Genomic DNA, 19,937 nt, shown 5'->3' with positions numbered 1-19,937 from the left:
GTATGAGTAATTCCAAAACAAGACAGTACGTTTTATCAAAAGGACTGGACGACTATTTTTTAGGCGTTCAAAAAACTTATAAGTTTATTGGCCGCTTCTTTAGAGAAGTGGTTAAACCACCTTTTCATTTCAGGGAAGTTATAAATCAGTGTTTTGAAATTGGATTACGCTCTCTTCCACTTATTACATTAACAGGATTTATTACCGGGATAGTATTTACCAAACAATCTCGTCCTTCTCTGGAAACTTTCGGGGCAACTTCCTGGTTGCCATCGCTTATTTCCATCGCCATTTTACGCGCCCTTGCTTCATTAGTTACTGCGCTGATTTGTGCTGGCAAGGTAGGCTCAGGTATAGGCGCCGAACTAGGATCTATGCGTGTTACCGAACAAATCGATGCTATGGAAGTTTCCTCCATCAATCCTTTTAAATACTTAGTTGTAACCCGTGTACTTGCCAGTACTATCACAATTCCCGTCCTTGCACTCTACTGCGGCTTCGTGGGTTTGCTGGGATCATTTGTAAATATTAACGGACACGAATCGACCAGTATTTTTAGTTTTTTCGAAAACGGATTTGAAACCATTACTTTTCTCGACATTTTTACTTCAGTAGTAAAATCTATCTTTTTTGGTTTTACTATAGGCATGACAGGTTGTTATAAAGGTTACAATGCAAGCAGCGGAACTGTAGGTGTTGGTAAAGCGGCAAACCAGGCCGTGGTCTTATCTATGTTCCTGGTTTTTATTGAAGAAGTAGTGATTGTACAAGTTAGTAACTGGATCAGACTTTATTAGTTATGGAAACACATCACGATAAAGACATCATTAATAAGGACGAAAAAGTTATAGCCATTCGTGGATTATACAAGGCTTTTGGCCCTTTAGAAGTTCTAAAAGGAGTTGACCTTGATGTCTACCGCGGCGAAAACGTTGCTGTGCTGGGCCGTTCAGGTACCGGAAAATCTGTACTCATCAAAATTTTAGTCGGACTATTAAAACCAGATGCCGGAGACGTAAAAGTCCTGGGACAGGATGTTGCTAATTTAAGTCCCAAAGAACTCGATGCTTTACGTTTAAAAATCGGCTTTTCTTTTCAAAACAGTGCTTTATATGATAGCATGGATGTACGTAGAAATTTAGAATTTCCCCTGCGCATGAATTTTAAACACCTCAGCAAAAAAGAAATCGACACTTCCGTTGAAGAAGTTCTGGACGCTGTAGGGTTGAGTGACAAAATAAATCAAATGCCCGGCGATCTTTCCGGTGGACAGAAAAAAAGGATCGGTATTGCAAGAACTCTGATTTTAAAACCCGAGATCATGCTGTACGATGAACCCACATCGGGGCTGGATCCTATAACCAGCATCGAAATAAATGAATTGATTAATGAAGTTCAAACAAAATATAAAACCAGTTCCATCATTATCACTCACGATCTCACTTGTGCCAAAGCAACAGGCAATCGTGTTGCTATGTTGCTTGACGGAATTTTTTTAAAAGTAGGAACGTTCGGCGAAGTATTTGATCATCCCGAAGCACGCATACAAAGTTTTTATAATTACAATTTTATACAGTAAATCATGAATGAATCACCAAATAAACGCGCAATCATTGTAGGCGTTTTTGTACTCGTAGGAATTCTGTTTTTAATAGCAGGAATTTTGACCATAGGAAACCTGCACTCCACTTTTTCGACAAAGTTACATGTCACCACTTTATTCGATGATGTGGGCGGTTTGCAAAAAGGCAACAACATCTGGTTCTCTGGTGTGAAGATTGGAACCATTAAAAAAGTAGAATTTTACGGCGACGCCAAAGTTCGTGTGATCATGAGCATAGACGAAAAAGCCCAGCAATACATTCGTAAAGATGCCAAAGTAAAAGTAAGTTCGGATGGACTGATCGGAAATAAAATTCTTGTTATCTATGGTGGAAGTTCAACAGCTATGGCTGTTCAGGAGAACGACACTTTAAGTGTTGAAAAGACTTTTTCTACAGAAGATATGATGAATACGCTCCAGGAAAACAATAAAAATCTTGTTTCTATAACCGGCAATTTAAAAACGATAAGCCAGGATTTAAGTGATGGAAAAGGAAGCATTGGAAAACTTATTAAAGACGAAACGCTTTATAACAATCTTACAGCAACCGGCAATTCCCTGAAAAACGCATCTGACAAAGCAAACCAGGTAATGACTTCCCTATCCGGATTTACATCCGGATTAAATAAAAAAGGAACACTTGCCAATCAATTAGTAACAGATACTTTAGTTTACAGTTCTTTAAAAAGATCGGTGGCCAAATTAAATGTGATCACTGATACAGCGGCAGCAATGGTGTCTAGTCTTAACAGTGCAACACGAAATCCGAAAACTCCCGCCGGTGTTATTTTACATGACGAGGAGGCAGGCGCACATTTAAAATCCACGTTAAAAAACCTCGATAGCGGTTCCAAAAAATTAGACGAAGACCTGGAAGCGGCGCAGCATAGTTTTTTACTGAAAAAATACTTTAAGAAAAAGGCAAAACAAGAGAAAAAATAATCTCCTATGATCTCTTCTTCTGCAACACTCATGGCAACGCTTACTAAAACCCTTGTCCGAAAAGACATTACCGTGTCCTACAACAAGAATTCGTTTTCGCACGTTGCTGTTTTTCGCTCCAAAAGAAAGGAGTATTCAACTTTTCATTGGTCTGCAAGAAACCGAACAATCAACAAACGCCGGAGATTTTATAGTGACTATTTCAGACATCAATAACCGGTGCGTTCGGTTATCTGCGAAAACTACCGATGACATTTCATTTGTGCTGGACACTGATATTCAGCAACCCCCATTCCGCGTCGAAATAATTCATCGTAAAGAAATTGAACATTTTGAAAATTTTAAATTCGCCGTTTGGTACATGGCTAAGGAAACAAAAAATAAAAGCAGGACCCTTTTTGACCGGCTAGGGAAATTTTTCCCCGGCCTGGCTGGAAACTAAGCGTAGCAATAAAAATCAGGATCAATTTTAACCTCCCTATACTTAACGGTTTATACTTTTTTTTCATCACCGCATAAGTTTGGCACAATTATATTTTACACCTTCTGCGACCCATTCTTTTAAAAGAAAAAAATATCACATCTTATTATTTTTATTTTTCTATTTTTGGAAATGATTCTTATTGTTGACGACAAACCTGACAACATTTTCTCGCTTAAAAGCCTTTTAAATCTGCACAATTTTACTGTAGATTCTGCGAGCTCAGGTGAAGAAGCATTAAGAAAAGTCCTGAAAAACACATATTCCCTCATTCTTCTCGATGTGCAGATGCCCGATATGGACGGCTTTGAAGTAGCCGAAGCTATTTCAGGATTTAATAAGGCAAAAGATACTCCGATTATTTTTCTCTCGGCAATTAACAAAGACAAAAAGTACATCACTAAAGGTTACACCTCTGGCGGGACAGATTATGTAACGAAGCCAATTGATCCAGATGTTCTCCTTTTAAAAGTAAAAACCTTCTATAAACTTTCAGAACAAACCAAAGATCTTAACCGTATTCAACTTTCTTTAAAAAAAGAAATTGAGTCGCGCAAAGAAGCCCAGGATAAGCTGGCTGTAAACATCAACGAGTTGCGCTCTGTTATGGAATCGCTGCCCCTTATAGCTTTCACCGTTAAAAAAAACGGGCAAATAGATTACGTTAACGATCAGTGGTACGAGTATTCAGAAGTCTCTGATAAGTTTCCGGAAGTGCATCCCGAAGACGAAAGTGTTTGTGAGAACTGGGAAAAAGCTTTTGCTTTGGGTCAGGAATATACCAGCGAAGTTCGACTGAAAAAAATAAAGACTAACTCTTACAGGTACTATCTTCTTAAAGTTAAACCTATAAAACAAGAAGAAGAAATTTTAAAATGGGTGGGAACCTTCATGGATATTCACCAGCAAAAAACGGCGAACGATTTACTCGAGCAAAAAGTAAAAGAGCGGACGATGGATCTGACTGAAAAAAACGAAGAACTTGAAACCAGTAATCACGAACTGCAGCAATTTGCCTGGGTGGCATCACATGACTTAAAAGAACCTCTCAGAAAAATACAGACTTTTAATTACCTGATCAAAGACCGTTTTCTAAAAAACAACGAAGAAGCGAATGCGCTTCTCGACAAGGTTATCCGCTCGTCGGAACGGATGTCAGACCTCATTGATAATCTCTTAAACTATTCGCGCCTTTCTGCCTCTTCCTTATTTCAACCCACCAAGCTGGACGAAATTTTAGAAGAAATCATATCTGATCTTGAAATAAGCATTTCTGAAAAAGGCGCAAGCATTACTTTGGGTCATCTTCCGGTCATAGATGCGATTCCAAGCCAGATCAGGCAGGTATTTCAAAATCTTATCAGTAACGGTTTGAAGTTCTCCAGGAAAGGTGTGCCGCCTGTTATTAGTATCACGGCCGACTTTTCCGATGAAAAAGATGCTGGAGCTCCTGCACTGTCTGAAGGAAAATTTTGCAGAATACATGTAAAGGATAACGGAATTGGTTTTGAAGAAGAATTTATTGAAAAGATTTTCGTTATCTTTCAGCGCCTCCACACACGCGACACATATGAAGGCACAGGAATTGGACTTGCTATCACAAAAAAAATAATTGAAAAACACAATGGTATTATCCAGGTAAAAAGTAAAGTTAAACAGGGCTCTGTATTCACTTTAATTTTGCCCGTAAAAAATAATTCTATCAATAACTAAATCCTACTATGCCAGAAAACTCATCCAACTCAGTTATCCGGAATCTTCAAATCGTCTTCTTAATTTCAACAGTACTCTTAGTAGTCAGTATCGGTTCGGCTATATATAGTATTAAAAAATTAGTGGATAGTTCGCAATGGGTTAACCATACCAATGCAGTGCTTATAGAAGCTGAAAATCTCATCTCCTCTTTAAAGGATGCGGAAACAGGGCAAAGGGGGTATTTACTCACAAATAATCCGGCTTTTCTTGAACCCTACAATGATGCGAGGTCAAAAGCTTTAGAAAGCGCCAGCAATTTAAAGGACCTGACAACAGACAATGCCCTGCAACAAAAAAATATTGCTGAAATGAAATTTTTGATCGACGATAAATTCGATCAGATGCAACGTGTTATCGATGTCTCTAAAAAACAGAATCTCCGCTTTGCCAACGATTCGTCGTTAATGTACAATGAAATGGTGAAAGGAAAAGTGATGATGGATGACCTTCGTAATTTTGCCAACCGCATTAAAAAAGAAGAAAGTAATTTGCTGATTATTCGTACCGGGCAACTTGAAACCTACACCAGTTTTACTCCCGCCCTTGTTATTCTTGCAGCACTTATTTCTATACTTATTACCCTGTTCTCGTATGTAAAAATTAAACGCGATCTCGACGAGCGGGTAAAAAAAGAAAAAGAAGACGAAGAAAAATATCAGGAAACTTCCAACCGTATCACTGTAATGGAAAGTGTTACGCAAAAACTTTCGGATGGTGATTACACTATAAGAAGCAAAGATGCCAAAGACGACGAACTGGGAAGAGTTTCTACTGCTCTTAATAGTATGGCCGTTTCTCTGGAAACAAATTTCAACACATTAAAAAATAAAAGTTGGTTGCAGGACGGCACGGTTAAAATTGGTGACGCCATTCGTGGTGAACGGGATGTTAAGCGCTTAGCTTCCAAACTCATTACGTGCATCACAGAATACATCGATGCACCAATCGCTACCTTGTACATAAATGACACAGGCACTTTTACACTGGCCTCCAGCTACTCTATCACCGAAGCCCCACAGCATTTTGAAATTGGTGAAGGTCTTGTTGGGCAGGCTGCAAAAAACAAAGAAATAAAAATCGTTGAAGATCTTCCCGCCGATTTTATTATTAAATCTACTCTCGGAAAATCACTTCCTGTTTCTTTGGTTATTGTACCATTAGTTCATGATAATGAAACCATCGCAATTGTTGAGATCGGCTTGTTAAGAAAACCCGATTCTCTTGAAATTGAATTTTTGAATGAAAACTCCGAAGCCATCGCTATTGGTATCAATGCAGCCATCAGTTATGCGAAACTTCAAAACTTACTCGAAGAAACACAGGCACAAACAGAAGAATTACAAGCACAACATAATGAACTCGAAAATCTGAATGCCGAATTAGAAGCCCAGTCACAAAAACTCCAGGCTTCAGAAGAGGAGCTGCGCGTTCAACAAGAAGAGCTGCAACAAACAAACGAGGAGCTGGAAGAAAGGTCGGTATTGTTAGAAGAGCGTAACCAGGAAATTCAGCGCAAGGCAAGGGAACTTGAAACAACCACACGTTATAAATCAGAATTTCTTGCCAACATGTCGCACGAGTTGCGTACACCACTCAACTCTATTTTATTACTGAGCCGTTTACTTTCAGAAAACAATGAAAAAAATCTCAGCATGGATCAGATCGAATACGCTAATGTTATTCAAAGTTCTGGTAATGGCTTATTAGGACTGATTGATGAGATTCTTGATCTTTCAAAAATTGAAGCCGGCAAAATGGAATTAGAATACATCGACGTTCCCATCAACGACATAGCTGAAGATATGAAAGGCCTCTTTAAAGAAGTTGCCAAAGAAAAGAAATTAGATTTCAAAGTTCATGTGAGTCCGGAATTACCATACAGCATTCAAACCGATAAGAGCCGTGTTGAACAAATTCTTAAAAATCTATTATCCAATGCACTTAAATTTACCACACAAGGTTCTGTAAGTCTTGAAATAAAGAAATGCGTTGTAAATAACGCCTTGATTTGTTTTGTAGTAAAAGATACCGGCATTGGTATTGCAGCAGACAAACAACAATTTATCTTTGAAGCCTTTCAGCAAGCCGATGGATCTACACGCAGAAAATACGGCGGAACAGGTTTAGGCTTATCGATCAGTCGTGAGTTGACAAAATTATTGGGCGGCGACATTCATGTTACCAGTGAAGTAAATAGAGGCAGCGAGTTTACCTTGCGAGTTCCTGTTATAAAACCTGACGACTATTCTTATTTTGAAGAAGATCTGAGCGAAGTTCCATCCCTTCTTCCAATGCCAACATCTGCCACCACAGGTAAAGCGCAGTTCGATAATTATATCGCTGCCAACATTCCTGAAAGCGTTCCGGATGACCGCGAAAACATTACTGAAAAAGATAAGGTGATTTTGATTGTGGAAGATGATACCCCATTCGCAAAATCGCTTTTAGAAGTCTCCCGCAAAAAAGGATACAAAGGTGTTGTAACAGTGCGCGGCGACGAAGGTTACCCCCTTGCAAAAAAATACAAACCGGTTGGCATTTTGCTCGACATACAATTGCCAATGAAGAGTGGCTGGGAAGTGATTGATGAATTGAAGAACGACCTGCAAACACGTCATATTCCGGTACACATGATGTCCTCATACAAAGTGAAGAATGAAAGTTTACTAAAAGGTGCGGTTGACTTTATAAACAAGCCAATGGTCTTTGAACAAATTCCCGGCATCTTTAAAAAGATTGAATATGTTTTAAACCGCAACTCTAAAAAAGTTCTTATCATAGAAGACAATCCAAAACATGCAAAGGCACTTGCTTATTACCTCGAGACTTACAACATTAGTTCTGAAGTAAAAAACAGTGTTCCTGAAAGCGTAAATGCTCTTAAAGAGGATGAGATAGATTGTGTCATTCTCGACATGGGAATTCCTGATGCCAGCTCTTACCAAATGCTGGAGGAAGCCAAGAAAAATCCAGGATTGGAAAATCTGCCTATCATTATTTTTACCGGGAAAAGTTTGTCGATGAGCGAAGAGCAGAGAATTAAACAATATGCAGATTCTATTGTTGTAAAAACGGCTCACTCGTACCAACGTATGCTCGATGAAGTTTCTTTATTCCTGCATGTGGTAGATGGAAAGAAAAAGCAGGAACCAAGGAAAAACGATTACAAAAAATTAGGCGTGCTCACTGAAATCTTACATGGAAAAACAGTTTTAATTGTAGACGATGACGTTAGAAATATTTTCTCACTTTCTAAATCGCTCGAGAAATTAAAGATGAATGTGATAACTGCCATGAATGGCAAAGAAGCGCTGGAAAAACTCAACGATCATTCAGAAGTGGATGTAGTGTTACTCGATATGATGATGCCCGAAATGGATGGTTATGAAACGGCTAAAATTATTCGTGAAAATATGAAATGGCGCAACCTCCCGGTAATTGCAGTAACGGCAAAAGCCATGACGGGCGACCGCGATAAATGCATCAGCGCAGGCGCATCAGATTATATTACCAAGCCGGTGGACATTGATCAGTTGTTATCCTTGTTGAGAGTTTGGCTTTACGATAATTATGCATAAAAGTATCTATGTCTAAAAAAAGAATTTTAATAATTGACGACGATAACAGGAACATTTTTGCACTCACTGCAACCCTGCGTTCTAAAGGCTTTGAATGTATTTCGCGCACAAACGCGAGGGAAGCCATTGAATTTTTACAGGGTGACGAGCCCATTGATATAGTACTGCTCGACATGATGATGCCCGACATGGATGGCTACGAAGCACTACCTGAAATAAAAAAAATAACAAAACGGAGTGATGTTCCGGTAGTGTCGGTTACCGCCCAGGCTATGACGGGAGATAAAGAAAAATGTCTTGCTGCAGGCGCCGACAACTATATTTCGAAACCTATTGACGTGGACAAATTACTAACGCTGTTGGCAAGCTATTAGCAAAGAACTGGAGATGATAATAGTTGATGAAGAAATAAACCTCTTGTTAAACGACTTGCTCGAAGTGTATGGCTACGACTTTAATTATTATTCGAAAGCCTCCCTTAAAAGACGTGTGAACAGGCTTTTTGCGCTCGATAAATTCAAGGATTTTAACGAGTTCAGAAGTAAAATTATCTCCGACACCAATTACATCAAACGCTTTATAGAAGAAATCACCGTAAACGTTACCGAGATGTTTCGTGACAGTGGTTTTTATAAAGAGCTGCGAACCTCTATTTTACCTGCTCTTGGCACCAATCCTTTTATCCGGATCTGGCACGCAGGATGTTCTACAGGAGAGGAGGTTTATTCTATGGCAATTTTACTGCAGGAAGCGGGACTACTTCAAAAATCTCTGCTCTATGCTACCGACATAAATCCGGCTGTTTTAGAAAAAGCGAAATCAGGTATTTTTCCTTTGGGACATATGAAGTCGTATTCTGAAAACTATATTGCTTCGGGGGGAAAACAGGATTTTTCTTCTTATTATACTGCCAACTACGAAGGTGGTAAATTCAGCCCCGAACTCAGAAGTAAAATGATCTTCTCTACACACAATCTTGTGTCAGACAGATCCTTCAATGAGTTTCACCTGATCGTTTGCCGTAACGTATTGATCTATTTTGATAAAGAATTGCAGGAACGTGTTTTCAAATTATTTGATGAGAGTTTGGGTAAACTTTCTTACCTGGCTCTTGGTTCAAAAGAAACACTTAAATTTTCGGATATACAAACCAAGTATAACCAGGTGGGAAGAGAAAAAATATGGAGAAAAGTAAAATAACGCCTCCTTCTAAAATGCTCGTTATTGGCGGCTCCGCAGGGAGCATTGAAGTGATCCTCCAGGTACTTCCAGGACTTAAAAAAACTCTTGATTTTCCAATTGTTATTGTATTGCACCGTAAAAGTTCGGCAGACTCTTCACTCTCTGATCTTTTTTCTACCCGCACCGAACTTCCTGTAAAAGAAGTAGACGACAAAGAAACTATTAGCGCCGGAACAATTTATTTAGCGCCGGCTGATTACCATTTACTCTTTGAAAAAAATAATTCCTTCTCTCTCGACTTTTCTGAAAAAGTAAGTTACAGTCGTCCGAGCATTGACGTGTCTTTTGAATCCGCTTCAGATATCTATGGAAAAAATTTACGCTGCCTGCTTTTGTCAGGAGCGAACTCCGATGGCGTAGAGGGCTTACGCGTTACCAAAAAAAACGGTGGACAAATAGTAGTGCAGGATCCCGAAACTGCTGAAGCACCTTTCATGCCGCAGCATGCAATTAATAAAGGAAACGTGGACCTGGTGTTAAAACCGCAGGAGATGGTGGCGTTTATAAATGGGATTTAAACAAGATCATCCCATTAGGGACGATCTTGTTATATACCTAGTTAGCTGAATACACTCCCGTCAAAAAAGCTTTCATGGAAGTGGCTTTTCTACCTAAAAGTGTTTCGGTCTCTGTTCCCACTGTATCTAGCTCCCCTTGCTTTTTTGCATCTGCAAATCCTGCAAATACATGCACAAACTCCGTTGGAACATTGGCCTCCGTTAACGTTTTAATATATTCTTCTTTTGAAGGAGATACATGTTGCATTGTTTTTCCGGTAAGCTCTGAAATTAATTCAGCTATCTCAGCGTATGAATAAGCTGTAGCACCACCAACCACATACTCTTTGTTTTCATGTCCCGTGTTTATTAAAACGTTGGCTGCAATTTCGGCCATGTCTTCGCGCAGAAGATAGGCAGCTTTACCATCTCCTGAAGGTTGATAGATCACTCCTGTTTCTACTGCTTTGTCTCCAATAAACATAGGCAACATATCCATGTATAGATTGTTCCTAAGAATGGTGTACTGCAAACCCGAAGCTTTAATTGCCTTTTCGGTATGCAAATGCGATTCAGCAATCATAGCTATGGGCGAAGTGCTTGTTTCATTTTTACGGTCAAAACTTGTGTAAACAATTCTTTTTACCCCCGCTTCTTTCGCAGCCTTCACCACATTTTCCTGCTGTTGACTGCGGTTCGGAATATCAGTTCCTGATACCAATAAAAGTGTATCGCTTCCTTTAAAAGCTTTTACAAGCGCCTCGTAATTGCTGTAATCAGCTTGCTTTACGGCCAGACCCTGTTTTAAAAATTCTTCGGCTTTGGCTTCTTCTCTCACAAGCACAGTGATATCACTTGCCGAAATGCCTTTATTTAATAAAAAATTCAGTGTGGCTTTTCCGAAATGACCGGTTACCCCGGTGATAAAAATTTTACTCATAATTTGATTTTTTTAGTTTCTTGCTTACTTAAAGTTTATTACTTACTTTTGGTAAGTCAAAGGTAAACGCTTGATCTGGCAGAAACAAGAAGGCACAAAAAAGTGCCACGCTTACCTAAAAGTTAGTAATACTGATTATCAATAAAATAAAATATTAATTAAATGGATATTTTTTTAATAGATGTAACAGGTTTGTTGAAAACAGGATAAAATGCATATGCGCCTTGATTCGTCTCGGAGAGTTCGGTGGTGGAGAACGATTTGGTGCGAACCCGGATTCTTCATTTAGGAGGGGTAATATTTGAGCGTTAATCCGAAAAATCCAGGTTGGCAAATCGTTTTGATCTTTTGTTTCTTTTGCATCAAGGCAAAAGAAAATAGAGGTTGTCGTCTGTGCGAGAGAAGCATGCCTAATGAAACCGGGAAGTCGGGCAAAGCTCAACGAGCAAGCATTTACAACCAGAGCTAGTGAAGCATAAAGTAATGTCAAAAAAACACTTATTGGCAACCATACAAAATGTAATAAAAAAATAAAGATGCAGTTAAAAGAAAAAATAAAAACGTTTTATGTCAGCGATGATTGTCCGGTGCGCACCATTCTTGATCGCATTGGCGACAAATGGTCGATGCTGGTGCTATTGACTTTAGGAGAGGAAGACACCATGCGCTTTAACGAAGTACACAAAGCATTGGGAGACATTTCTCAAAAAATGCTGACGGTAACCTTAAGAACTTTAGAAGCGGACGGACTTGTGAAGCGCACAGTATATCCTGAAATTCCACCACGCGTAGAATATGAGCTAACTCCAAGAGGTGAAAGTTTACTTCCACACATGCATGCACTTGCCGGATGGGCTAATAAAAACATGACAGGCATTACAAAATCGCGCAAAAAATTTGCGCAGGCCGTTTAAAGTCTGGTTTTCCCGCTCCCAAAAGGGTTTACATAACAGTACTTAACCGCTCCACTGCTTGTGCGACGGAAATGCGCAGATGTAAATCCTCATTCATCAAATCACTTCTTAAAACTTTTAATGTTTCAAGGATAAAAGAGTCCTTATCGGTACAATGGTGTAGCAGGTCATCCAGCAGGCAACCCAGTGCCCTGCTTTCTATCATCCTTAAAGCATCGGCATTCTTATCTTCCTTTTGAAAAAAAGACGCGGCACCAAAATCGCCCATTAAAGTGTTTACATCCTTATCAATAAGCGTATTGTGCGCATACAAATCCCCGTGCAGAATTCCCCGTGCATGTAAATGGCTTGTTGTAGAGGCTATGGCGGTGACGATCTTTAAAATTGTTTCCACTGAAAAAACTGTTCCTGGTTTAAACGTATCGCGGCTGCAGGTATCGCGACTCGGAGGAAGACCAAGATTGTAAAACGAAGGAGGGATTAAATCCATCACCAATCCTTGTTTTTTATCCGGGTGACTTTTTAATTCTCCTAACAAAGTCACAAGATTCGGATGAATTCCCGCAGCTACCGTAGCCTCCAGTTCATCTTCCGGAAAACCATCGCTGGTAACTTCTCCTTTAAATACTTTTATGGCAACTTCTTTATTAGATGCTTGAGTCTTCCATACTGCTTTATAGATATCGCCCGATGCGCCTTCTCCCAGTTTATCTACTACTTCAAATTCATTCCAGTCGATCGCATTTAATTTTTGAATTCCTTCAGGCGTATGACTGAAAGGGTTTCCCGAAAAGGCTAACCATGACAGCCTTGGGAGCTGAAGTAAAAACCCTGGCAACTCTGTAAACTGATTCGCTGAAATCCGGAGCAATTCTAAATTTTTACAGTTCGCCATTTCATCAGGCAGACTCTTCAGTTGATTTCCAGCTAAAGCTACTTTTTGCAGGGGTAAACATTTTCCAATGGACGCGGGTAGTTTTTTAATTTTATTATTCGTCAGGATTAACCAACGTGTAGAAGGCGGCAAAGCATTTTCGGGAACATCTTCTATCAGGTTCGATTTAAAACCAATCATGCTTAACTCCCTGCAATCAAACAAAACTTCTGGCAATTGAGTAAATAAATTATCAGAGAAAAAAACAATTTTTAATTTTTGTAAGCGACCGAAGTCTGAAGGAAGCTCTGAAAGCTTATTCTGAGAAAGATCAAGCACCTCAAGCGTATCGCTTAAAGAAAAAATCTCTTTTGGAAACTCAATCAGATTACAGGACAATTTTAATTCTTTAATTCCCTTTAATTCACCTGAAACGAGTTGGTTGAGTGTTTGCATATAGTGGTGCGAATTTACTCAATGTCTCCCTAAACTTTTTCAGAAACCCGTCGAATTTAAGGAATAAGAAATATCTGCTAAACCGCGCCTTCGTGCATAGCCCAAAACATACTGAATAGCCCCATTTTCAGGACCGCACCCTTTCCGTCCATTTTCGGCACAGAACTGATAAAAAATAAGGTTTTTTACGGGTTTTAAACTTATTTTTGTTTAAGCCCTAAATCATGAAACATCCGGTTCCCACTAACGAAATAGAACGACAAGAAGCATTAGAAGCCTACAACATTCTTGACACTCTGCCTGAAGAAGATCTCGATGCCATAACGCTGCTAGCCTCAGAAATTTGCCATAGCCCAATTGCACTCATTACCTTGATCGACAAAGACCGTCAATGGTTCAAATCACAGCTGGGCATGGATGGCGCCGAAACCTCACGAAATGCTTCCTTTTGTCAATATACTATTTTGGGTAAAGAAATTTACGAAGTGTCTGATGCACAAGAAAACTCTTTATTTTTAGATAACCCTTTTGTAACAGGCCACCCAAACATCCGATTTTATGCCGGTGCGCCTTTGTTAAGTCCGGAAGGCTTTGCTCTTGGCTCCTTATGTGTGATTGACCAGGTTCCAAAAAAACTAACCGGCCAACAAAAAGAAGCCCTAACTTCTCTTTCGCGCCTGGTGATGAACCAATTTGAACTCAGGAGAAAAAAAAATGAAAATGAACTTTTAAAAAACCAGTACCTGGGCCTTGTCGAAAACGCAGGAGATATCATCTACACAACCAATAGCGAAGGAAATTTCGATTATATCAGTAAAGCCTTTGTTGAAATCACCGGCTTTCCTGCTTCGCAGTTCCTGGGTAAACACTTCACGAGCCTTTTGAGTCCTCAATGGATTACAAAAACCAAGCTCTTCTATGCGAATCAACTTAAAAGCAAAACTTACCAAACCAATTTCGAGTTCGAAATTTTAACAGCTGCCGGAACTTCAAAATGGATTGAGCAAAATGTGGTTATCCTTTATAACGAAGGACGCATTGCAGGTTTTCAGGGAATTGTAAGAGATATCGACTCCCGTAAAAAAGTTGAACAAGAACTGGCACGCGCAAATAGCGCCATTGAAGAAGCTAAGCATACGCTTCAATCTATTCTTGATAATACCTCGTCTATTATTTTTATAAAAGACACTCAGTCAAGATACCTGATGGTTAACAAACAATACGAAAGAATATTTCATATTAGCCAGGAGGACATTTATTTTAAAACCGATTTTGATTTTCGTCCTGCAGAGCTTGCAGAAAGACTTCAGGAAACCGACAAAGAAGTTTTTGAAAAAGAACAATCCATTGATTACGAATACTCTTTCAGCATAGACAGCGTGACAAGACACTTTCTTGTAACAAAATTCCCTCTATACGATGCAAATGGCAGCATAAACGGCGTTTGTGGTGTTTATACCGAAATAACAGCGCGAAAAAAAGTGGAAGAGCTTTTAAGAGAAAGAGACGAAAGATTTACCAAAATATTTCGTTCTAGTCCTGCAGCCCTTTACTTAGCCACTTTTAATCCCAATCAAATTATAGAAATCAACGAAAGCTTTAAACAGCTAACCGGCTACGATGAAGAAACTGCTGTTGGAAAAAACAGCGCAGAACTTGGCATGTTAACCGAGGAAGAACGGTTAGGCATGGTAACACATTTTCAAAAAACAGGATCCCTCAGGAATTATGAAATAAATTTTTCGGACAGATCGGGACAAAAAAAGCATGCCTTGGTATCTGCCGAAATTATTGAAATAGATGGAAAACCCCATGCACTGAGCATGTTCTATGATATTACGGAGCGTAAAAAAAGCGAGCGGGAATTAAGTGAAGCACGTGCTCTTCTCGTTGAAGCAATGAATATAGGACGGATGGGGAGCTTCGAAAACAAGATCAAAGAACAAAAGATAACCTGGTCAAAAGAAATTTTTGATTTCATGGAAATGGATCATTCAGTAGAGCCTTTAAGCTATGAGCAATACATAAGTGCGATTCATCCAGATGACCGCTCTTTTGTTTTGGAGGACATAGCAAAAACCTACCAAAGCAAAAAACCTACTGAAAGTATCAACCGCTTTATCACGGCAAAAGGAACTACAAAATGGATTGAAACACGCGTTGTACCTATCCTTGACGAGAAGGGTGAAATTACCTTGTTCAGGGGAACCATGCAGGATATAACGGAACGTAAACAAATTGAAGAAGAACTTCGCAAAGCCAAAGAAGAAGCTGAACAATCGGTTATTGCAAAAGAGCAGTTCCTTGCAAATATGAGTCACGAGATCAGAACACCTATGAACGGCGTACTCGGCTTTACAGATCTTCTTTTAAAAACAAAATTAAGCGGCGAACAATTAGGGTTTACAAAAGCTATTGAAACTTCAGGCAAAAACCTGATGGGCCTTATTAATGATATTTTAGACTATTCGAAAATAGAAGCCGGTATGATGGCGATAGACGCGTTGCCTTTAAGTATACGGGCAGTGTTTGAATCGCTTTTTGTTCTATTTAACGAACGTGCTAAACAAAAAAAATTAGAACTGACTTTTGAGTCCGACAAAACCATTCCAGAGGTTGTTACCGGTGATCCAATGCGCTTAACGCAGATCATCACAAATCTTGTGAGCAATGCCATTAAATTTACAGAGAAGGGCAGCATAAAAGTTGTGGCTAAATTACTTGAACAAAAGTCAAAGGAAGTTACCGTTTTATTTAGCGTGCAGGACACCGGAATCGGCATTCCTGACGAGAAAATAAATGCCGTTTTTGAACGCTTTAACCAGGGAAGCAACGACACTACAAGAAAATACGGTGGCACAGGATTAGGCTTAAGCATCGTAAAAAAACTAGCTGAGTTGCAGGGCGGTGATATTTCCATAAAAAGCAAAGCCAAAAAAGGCTCCACGTTTGAAGTCAGAATTACTTACAAAGTTCCTGATGCACAGCAAATGGAAGTCTTTACTCAGAAACCAAAAATTTCGCTGAAAAAAAAGCCTTCCAGTATTTCAATTCTACTGGCCGAAGACAATTTTTTAAATCAAAAACTGGCAGAAAAAGTATTGGAGGGGTTTGGTTTTAAAATTGATATAGTAGATAATGGAAAACTCGCCATTGCCGCTTTAAAGAAAAAACAGTACGATATTATCCTGATGGATATGCACATGCCTGAAATGGATGGTTACGATGCCACTCAGTATATCCGCACAAAACTAAAGAACAACATTCCCATTATTGCCCTTACCGCTCATGCCATGCAGAGTGAAAGGGAGAAGTGCCTTGGTTTAGGCATGAATGAATACATATCGAAACCCTTTAAGCCCCTTGAGCTTTATGAAAAAATAGCTGAACTTGTAGATAACACCGAAGAAACAAAATCAAAGCCAGCTGTCAGGCCGGTTTCTAAAAAAAACGAAAGCACACTGTTAGACCTTACTTATTTAAAAGAAATTTCTAAGGGTAACAAAGATTTTATAACCGAAATCCTGGATTTATTTCTTACACAGATTCCGGAAGAACTTGCGCTTATTGAAAAAGCCATAGAAAAAAAAGATTTTAAAACCATTCGAAGTCTTTCGCATAAACTCAAGTCGTCGATTCCAATGGCAGGACTGGATGAAAAACTCTCACCTATTTTATCCAAAATGGAGGAACTGGCGGAAACGAGCACCGGTATGGTGCAAATTAAAACATCTTTTAAACTAGTGAAAAAAGATTGTCTTCAGGTAATAGAAGAGATCAAACATAGCAGAACGTAGGTTTCAAAATTACTGATTTAGTAATATATTTACTTCTGATAAACCACTAAGCTCTGAAGAAATGTTTGGACACAAAAACAAGTCAAAACTCATTTTTGTAGTAGAAGATAATACCTTGTATGCAAAATCTCTGGAAGTTTTTCTGAAAACAAAGTTTGAAAATATAGAAGTAAAGTTATTTCCTGTGGGGGAATTGGCCCTTGACAACCTTCACATGAAACCAGATTATATTGTGGTAGATTATTTTCTGAATGGTCAGTACGACGACGCTGAAGACGGATTTTCTATCCTTATCGACATAAAAACCAAAGATCCTAAAGCAAAAGTAATCCTGCTGAGCGCACAACAGGATATCAAAATTGCCCTGGCAGTAAAGGATTCAGGAAGCATGTATGTGGTCAAAGACGACGACGCTTTTGAAAATATTGCAGCCCTCATTAAATAGGCCTCCCTTTTTGGAAATTTATAACATCCATCTATCGAAATTAATCGATATATTTGCAGGCATGAATATCAAGTTAGATTTAAAGAAAATCGAGAAAATTTCAAAAGCTTTAGGTGATCCGTTCCGTTTGAAAATGATGGACATGATTAAAAGACAAAAAAATCCCTGCCAATGCACTGCGATAGTTGAATCGCTCGAACTTGCGCAATCCACCATCTCACACCACATTAAACAATTGGTGGATGCAGACCTTTTAATTGCCGAAAAAGACGGCCGTAACGCCAGTTACCAGATTAATAAAGAAGTTCTTGGTGCCTATATCAAATTCCTGAACCAGTACGAAAGTTAAAAAAACCAAATAATAAATCGATAAACTTGAATGTATCGATTTATCACTTACATTTGTAAAAGAAAACAGGCAGATATATCGACTGCCTTTTTTAATCAGAAAATACATCGATATATTTAGATAAATAGATTAAAGTTTAACCCTTTAAATTAAAGAAAGATGGAAAATGTAAAAGATCAACTTTGCCCAGGTTTACCCCACTTTTGCAGTGCAGGCATGCAAGCTCCTAAACTGGCAGTAAAGCCTGAAATAGCTATTCCGGCGCCACGCCGTGTTCCTACGGAAGTTAATTCCAAACAGAAACCCTGGTCGGTGTTTGGCGATGTGTTTTGGATTTAATCTGCCACAGATTATAAATTTCACAGATTGTTTTAATCAAAACCACAGAAGCTTAAACTTATTAAAATCGGGATCATGAGCGAGCAAAAAAATTACACAGATCAACTTATAAAACAAATTGTAGAAACCTGGACAGGAAGAAATAAAGCCTTCAGCGATTTTTTTAATAAATACAGCGATGAAGACTATTTAAGTGAAGTGGCGCCGGGACGCAACAGGGCAATTTATTTGTTAGGACATTTAATTGCAACCAATGATGGCATGTTACCTTTATTTGGATTGGGAGAAAGACTTTTTCCTGAGCTGGAAGTGTTTAGCGGAAATCCCGACAGATCTTTTGAAATGACTAGTTCCGTGCAGGAATTAAAAACAAAATGGGTTTCTTTAACTGCTACACTTACAACACATTTTGCGAAAATGTCTGCAGAGGATTGGATGGGAAAACATACTGCTGTTTCTGCAGAAGACTTTGCTAAAGAGCCACACCGCAATAAATTAAATGTGCTTTTAGGAAGAACAAATCACCAGAGCTATCATTTAGGCCAGTTAAATTTAATGACTGTTACAGAATTGGTTTAGCAATTTGACATTTACTTAGCAGATGTGTCTATGGTTTTTGCTAAAACAATCAAACCTGATTCCCAGTGAATCAGGTTTTTTTATTTAAGTAAAAAACACAAGTATCTCAAAAACGAATAAAGTGACTTTTATTTAGATAGATTTTACTATATAACGAGGATCAAGCGAGGAGAATGCGTATTAAAATCTACTCACAGATAAACCATAAAGCACTAATTAAACGAGTTCCTGAAGTCCATTGGAGAAAGATTTGTTTTACCCTTAAACAATTTGCTGAAAGATTGTGGATATTCAAATCCCAGCTGATAAGCAATTTCAGAAACAGATAAATTTGTAGTAGTCAGCGTTTCTTTGGCCTTCTCAATAAGTTTATTGTGAATATGATGCTGGGTGCTTTGTCCGGTAAGCGACCTGAGCATATCACTTAAATAATGTGTGGAAACGTGTAATTGATCTGAAAGAAATTGAACCGTAGGCAATCCCATGCTCCTGACTTTATCGCTCTCAAAGTAATCTGCTAAAAGTTTTTCAAGATTATCGAGAAGATCGTTGCTGGCATGTTTTCGTGTAATAAACTGGCGGTTATAAAAACGGTTAGAATAATTCAAGAGTAATTCTATATGCGAAATAATCACATCCTGACTGTAGGTATCAATAACGGAGCGGTACTCCTGCTCTATATTTAGTAGAATAGAAGTAACCGTTTTTTCTTCTTTATCCGAAAGATGTAAGGCTTCATTTAATGCGTATGAAAAAAAGCCATAACCTTTAATCATTTTACTTAAAGAATAACGGCGTAGAAAATCCGGGTGAATCAACAACCAGATGCCTGAAAGCCTTTCGCTCGAGCTTTGCTCAGAAGTAATTAGTTGCCCGGGTGAAAAAAAATTCATAACACCAGAATCGAAATCATAAGGCTTTTGGCCATACCTGATTTTACCTTTGCAGTTCTTTTTAATTCCCAGCACGTAAAAATTATATAAAAAAGTCAGTAGTTCTTCTCCCTGGTAACACTCTGTTTCATCAAAATTTACAACGCTTATGAGCGGATGTTCAGGGGCCGGTAATTTTAAAAGCCGGTGCCATTCAGAGATGGAATCAACGAGATAAGGTTTTAGAGTTTGTTTTTTCATCTTCTTTCTTAAA

At 38.8% G+C, this 19,937-nt stretch carries 18 protein-coding genes; 15 read left to right on the top strand and 3 right to left on the bottom strand.

What is annotated here, in order from left to right; all coding sequences use genetic code 11:
* Positions 1-2: 2 nt before the first annotated feature.
* From CNR22_14025 to CNR22_13985, 9 genes are all read left to right on the top strand, one after another.
* A complete protein-coding gene (locus tag CNR22_14025) occupies positions 3-797 on the top strand; it encodes an ABC transporter permease (GenBank protein ID PBQ32842.1) in 795 nt (264 codons plus the stop codon).
* Between the two features lie 2 nt (positions 798-799).
* The gene (locus tag CNR22_14020; protein PBQ32841.1) at positions 800-1,579 is read left to right on the top strand and encodes an ABC transporter ATP-binding protein; all 780 of its coding nucleotides are present in this window, start codon (positions 800-802) and stop codon (positions 1,577-1,579) included.
* Positions 1,580-1,582: 3 nt separating this feature from the next.
* Positions 1,583-2,545 (top strand): ABC transporter permease, encoded by a 963-nt coding sequence (locus tag CNR22_14015; protein ID PBQ32840.1) that lies wholly within the window; start codon positions 1,583-1,585, stop codon positions 2,543-2,545.
* Between the two features lie 103 nt (positions 2,546-2,648).
* Positions 2,649-2,987: a hypothetical protein gene (locus CNR22_14010; GenBank protein PBQ32839.1), complete on the top strand. Its 339-nt coding sequence runs from the start codon at positions 2,649-2,651 to the stop codon at positions 2,985-2,987.
* Between the two features lie 171 nt (positions 2,988-3,158).
* Positions 3,159-4,739, top strand: coding sequence for a hybrid sensor histidine kinase/response regulator (locus tag CNR22_14005; protein ID PBQ32838.1), 1,581 nt, complete (start codon positions 3,159-3,161; stop codon positions 4,737-4,739).
* A gap of 8 nt (positions 4,740-4,747) precedes the next feature.
* On the top strand, positions 4,748-8,359 hold the full coding sequence (locus CNR22_14000) for a histidine kinase (protein PBQ32837.1): 3,612 nt from the start codon (positions 4,748-4,750) through the stop codon (positions 8,357-8,359).
* An 8-nt stretch (positions 8,360-8,367) separates the two neighbouring features.
* The gene (locus CNR22_13995) at positions 8,368-8,733 is read left to right on the top strand and encodes a response regulator (GenBank protein PBQ32836.1); all 366 of its coding nucleotides are present in this window, start codon (positions 8,368-8,370) and stop codon (positions 8,731-8,733) included.
* 13 nt (positions 8,734-8,746) lie between these two features.
* Positions 8,747-9,559 carry a chemotaxis protein CheR gene (locus CNR22_13990; protein PBQ32835.1) on the top strand — a complete coding sequence of 271 codons (813 nt, stop codon included), beginning with the start codon at positions 8,747-8,749 and terminating at the stop codon, positions 9,557-9,559.
* On the top strand, positions 9,541-10,119 hold the full coding sequence (locus CNR22_13985) for a chemotaxis protein CheB (GenBank protein ID PBQ32834.1): 579 nt from the start codon (positions 9,541-9,543) through the stop codon (positions 10,117-10,119). Before CNR22_13990 ends, CNR22_13985 begins: the two co-directional genes overlap by 19 nt.
* Positions 10,120-10,156: 37 nt before the next feature.
* On the opposite strand, the gene CNR22_13980 is transcribed toward CNR22_13985, so the two are convergent.
* Entirely contained in the window at positions 10,157-11,038 is an 882-nt protein-coding gene (locus tag CNR22_13980; protein ID PBQ32833.1) for an NAD(P)-dependent oxidoreductase, read from the bottom strand.
* A 554-nt stretch (positions 11,039-11,592) separates the two neighbouring features.
* Between CNR22_13980 and CNR22_13975 the strand changes: the two genes are divergently transcribed.
* Positions 11,593-11,952: a transcriptional regulator gene (locus tag CNR22_13975; GenBank protein PBQ34909.1), complete on the top strand. Its 360-nt coding sequence runs from the start codon at positions 11,593-11,595 to the stop codon at positions 11,950-11,952.
* A 28-nt stretch (positions 11,953-11,980) separates the two neighbouring features.
* Here the strand turns inward: CNR22_13975 and CNR22_13970 are convergent, their stop codons facing one another.
* Complete coding sequence (locus CNR22_13970) at positions 11,981-13,282, bottom strand: protein kinase (protein PBQ32832.1); 1,302 nt, start codon at positions 13,280-13,282, stop codon at positions 11,981-11,983.
* A 224-nt stretch (positions 13,283-13,506) separates the two neighbouring features.
* Here CNR22_13970 and CNR22_13965 point away from each other — a divergent pair, with 224 nt between their 5' ends.
* From CNR22_13965 to CNR22_13945, 5 genes are all read left to right on the top strand, one after another.
* Entirely contained in the window at positions 13,507-17,079 is a 3,573-nt protein-coding gene (locus CNR22_13965; protein ID PBQ32831.1) for a hypothetical protein, read from the top strand.
* 61 nt (positions 17,080-17,140) lie between these two features.
* The gene (locus CNR22_13960) at positions 17,141-17,524 is read left to right on the top strand and encodes a response regulator (GenBank protein ID PBQ32830.1); all 384 of its coding nucleotides are present in this window, start codon (positions 17,141-17,143) and stop codon (positions 17,522-17,524) included.
* Between the two features lie 61 nt (positions 17,525-17,585).
* Positions 17,586-17,873, top strand: a complete 288-nt coding sequence (locus CNR22_13955; GenBank protein ID PBQ32829.1) for a transcriptional regulator — start codon at positions 17,586-17,588, stop codon at positions 17,871-17,873.
* Between the two features lie 159 nt (positions 17,874-18,032).
* Positions 18,033-18,212 (top strand): hypothetical protein, encoded by a 180-nt coding sequence (locus CNR22_13950; GenBank protein ID PBQ32828.1) that lies wholly within the window; start codon positions 18,033-18,035, stop codon positions 18,210-18,212.
* Between the two features lie 75 nt (positions 18,213-18,287).
* The gene (locus CNR22_13945; protein PBQ32827.1) at positions 18,288-18,791 is read left to right on the top strand and encodes a hypothetical protein; all 504 of its coding nucleotides are present in this window, start codon (positions 18,288-18,290) and stop codon (positions 18,789-18,791) included.
* Positions 18,792-19,003: 212 nt separating this feature from the next.
* Here the strand turns inward: CNR22_13945 and CNR22_13940 are convergent, their stop codons facing one another.
* Complete coding sequence (locus CNR22_13940) at positions 19,004-19,924, bottom strand: AraC family transcriptional regulator (protein ID PBQ32826.1); 921 nt, start codon at positions 19,922-19,924, stop codon at positions 19,004-19,006.
* Positions 19,925-19,937 lie beyond the last annotated feature (13 nt).

The sequence above is a fragment of the Sphingobacteriaceae bacterium genome, assembly GCA_002319075.1.
Classification (GTDB): Bacteria; Bacteroidota; Bacteroidia; order B-17B0; family Aurantibacillaceae; genus Aurantibacillus.
This window is presented reverse-complemented; position numbering and strand designations above follow the sequence as displayed.

Coding starts and splice junctions, on each gene's coding strand:
- CNR22_13980 (PBQ32833.1), bottom strand. CDS start 11,038: ATGAGTAAAATTTTTATCACCGGGGTAACCGGTCATTTCGGAAAAGCC.
- CNR22_13940 (PBQ32826.1), bottom strand. CDS start 19,924: ATGAAAAAACAAACTCTAAAACCTTATCTCGTTGATTCCATCTCTGAA.
- CNR22_13945 (PBQ32827.1), top strand. CDS start 18,288: ATGAGCGAGCAAAAAAATTACACAGATCAACTTATAAAACAAATTGTA.
- CNR22_14000 (PBQ32837.1), top strand. CDS start 4,748: ATGCCAGAAAACTCATCCAACTCAGTTATCCGGAATCTTCAAATCGTC.
- CNR22_13990 (PBQ32835.1), top strand. CDS start 8,747: ATGATAATAGTTGATGAAGAAATAAACCTCTTGTTAAACGACTTGCTC.
- CNR22_13970 (PBQ32832.1), bottom strand. CDS start 13,282: ATGCAAACACTCAACCAACTCGTTTCAGGTGAATTAAAGGGAATTAAA.
- CNR22_13950 (PBQ32828.1), top strand. CDS start 18,033: ATGGAAAATGTAAAAGATCAACTTTGCCCAGGTTTACCCCACTTTTGC.
- CNR22_14025 (PBQ32842.1), top strand. CDS start 3: ATGAGTAATTCCAAAACAAGACAGTACGTTTTATCAAAAGGACTGGAC.
- CNR22_13965 (PBQ32831.1), top strand. CDS start 13,507: ATGAAACATCCGGTTCCCACTAACGAAATAGAACGACAAGAAGCATTA.
- CNR22_13960 (PBQ32830.1), top strand. CDS start 17,141: ATGTTTGGACACAAAAACAAGTCAAAACTCATTTTTGTAGTAGAAGAT.
- CNR22_14015 (PBQ32840.1), top strand. CDS start 1,583: ATGAATGAATCACCAAATAAACGCGCAATCATTGTAGGCGTTTTTGTA.
- CNR22_14020 (PBQ32841.1), top strand. CDS start 800: ATGGAAACACATCACGATAAAGACATCATTAATAAGGACGAAAAAGTT.
- CNR22_14005 (PBQ32838.1), top strand. CDS start 3,159: ATGATTCTTATTGTTGACGACAAACCTGACAACATTTTCTCGCTTAAA.
- CNR22_13985 (PBQ32834.1), top strand. CDS start 9,541: ATGGAGAAAAGTAAAATAACGCCTCCTTCTAAAATGCTCGTTATTGGC.
- CNR22_13995 (PBQ32836.1), top strand. CDS start 8,368: ATGTCTAAAAAAAGAATTTTAATAATTGACGACGATAACAGGAACATT.
- CNR22_13955 (PBQ32829.1), top strand. CDS start 17,586: ATGAATATCAAGTTAGATTTAAAGAAAATCGAGAAAATTTCAAAAGCT.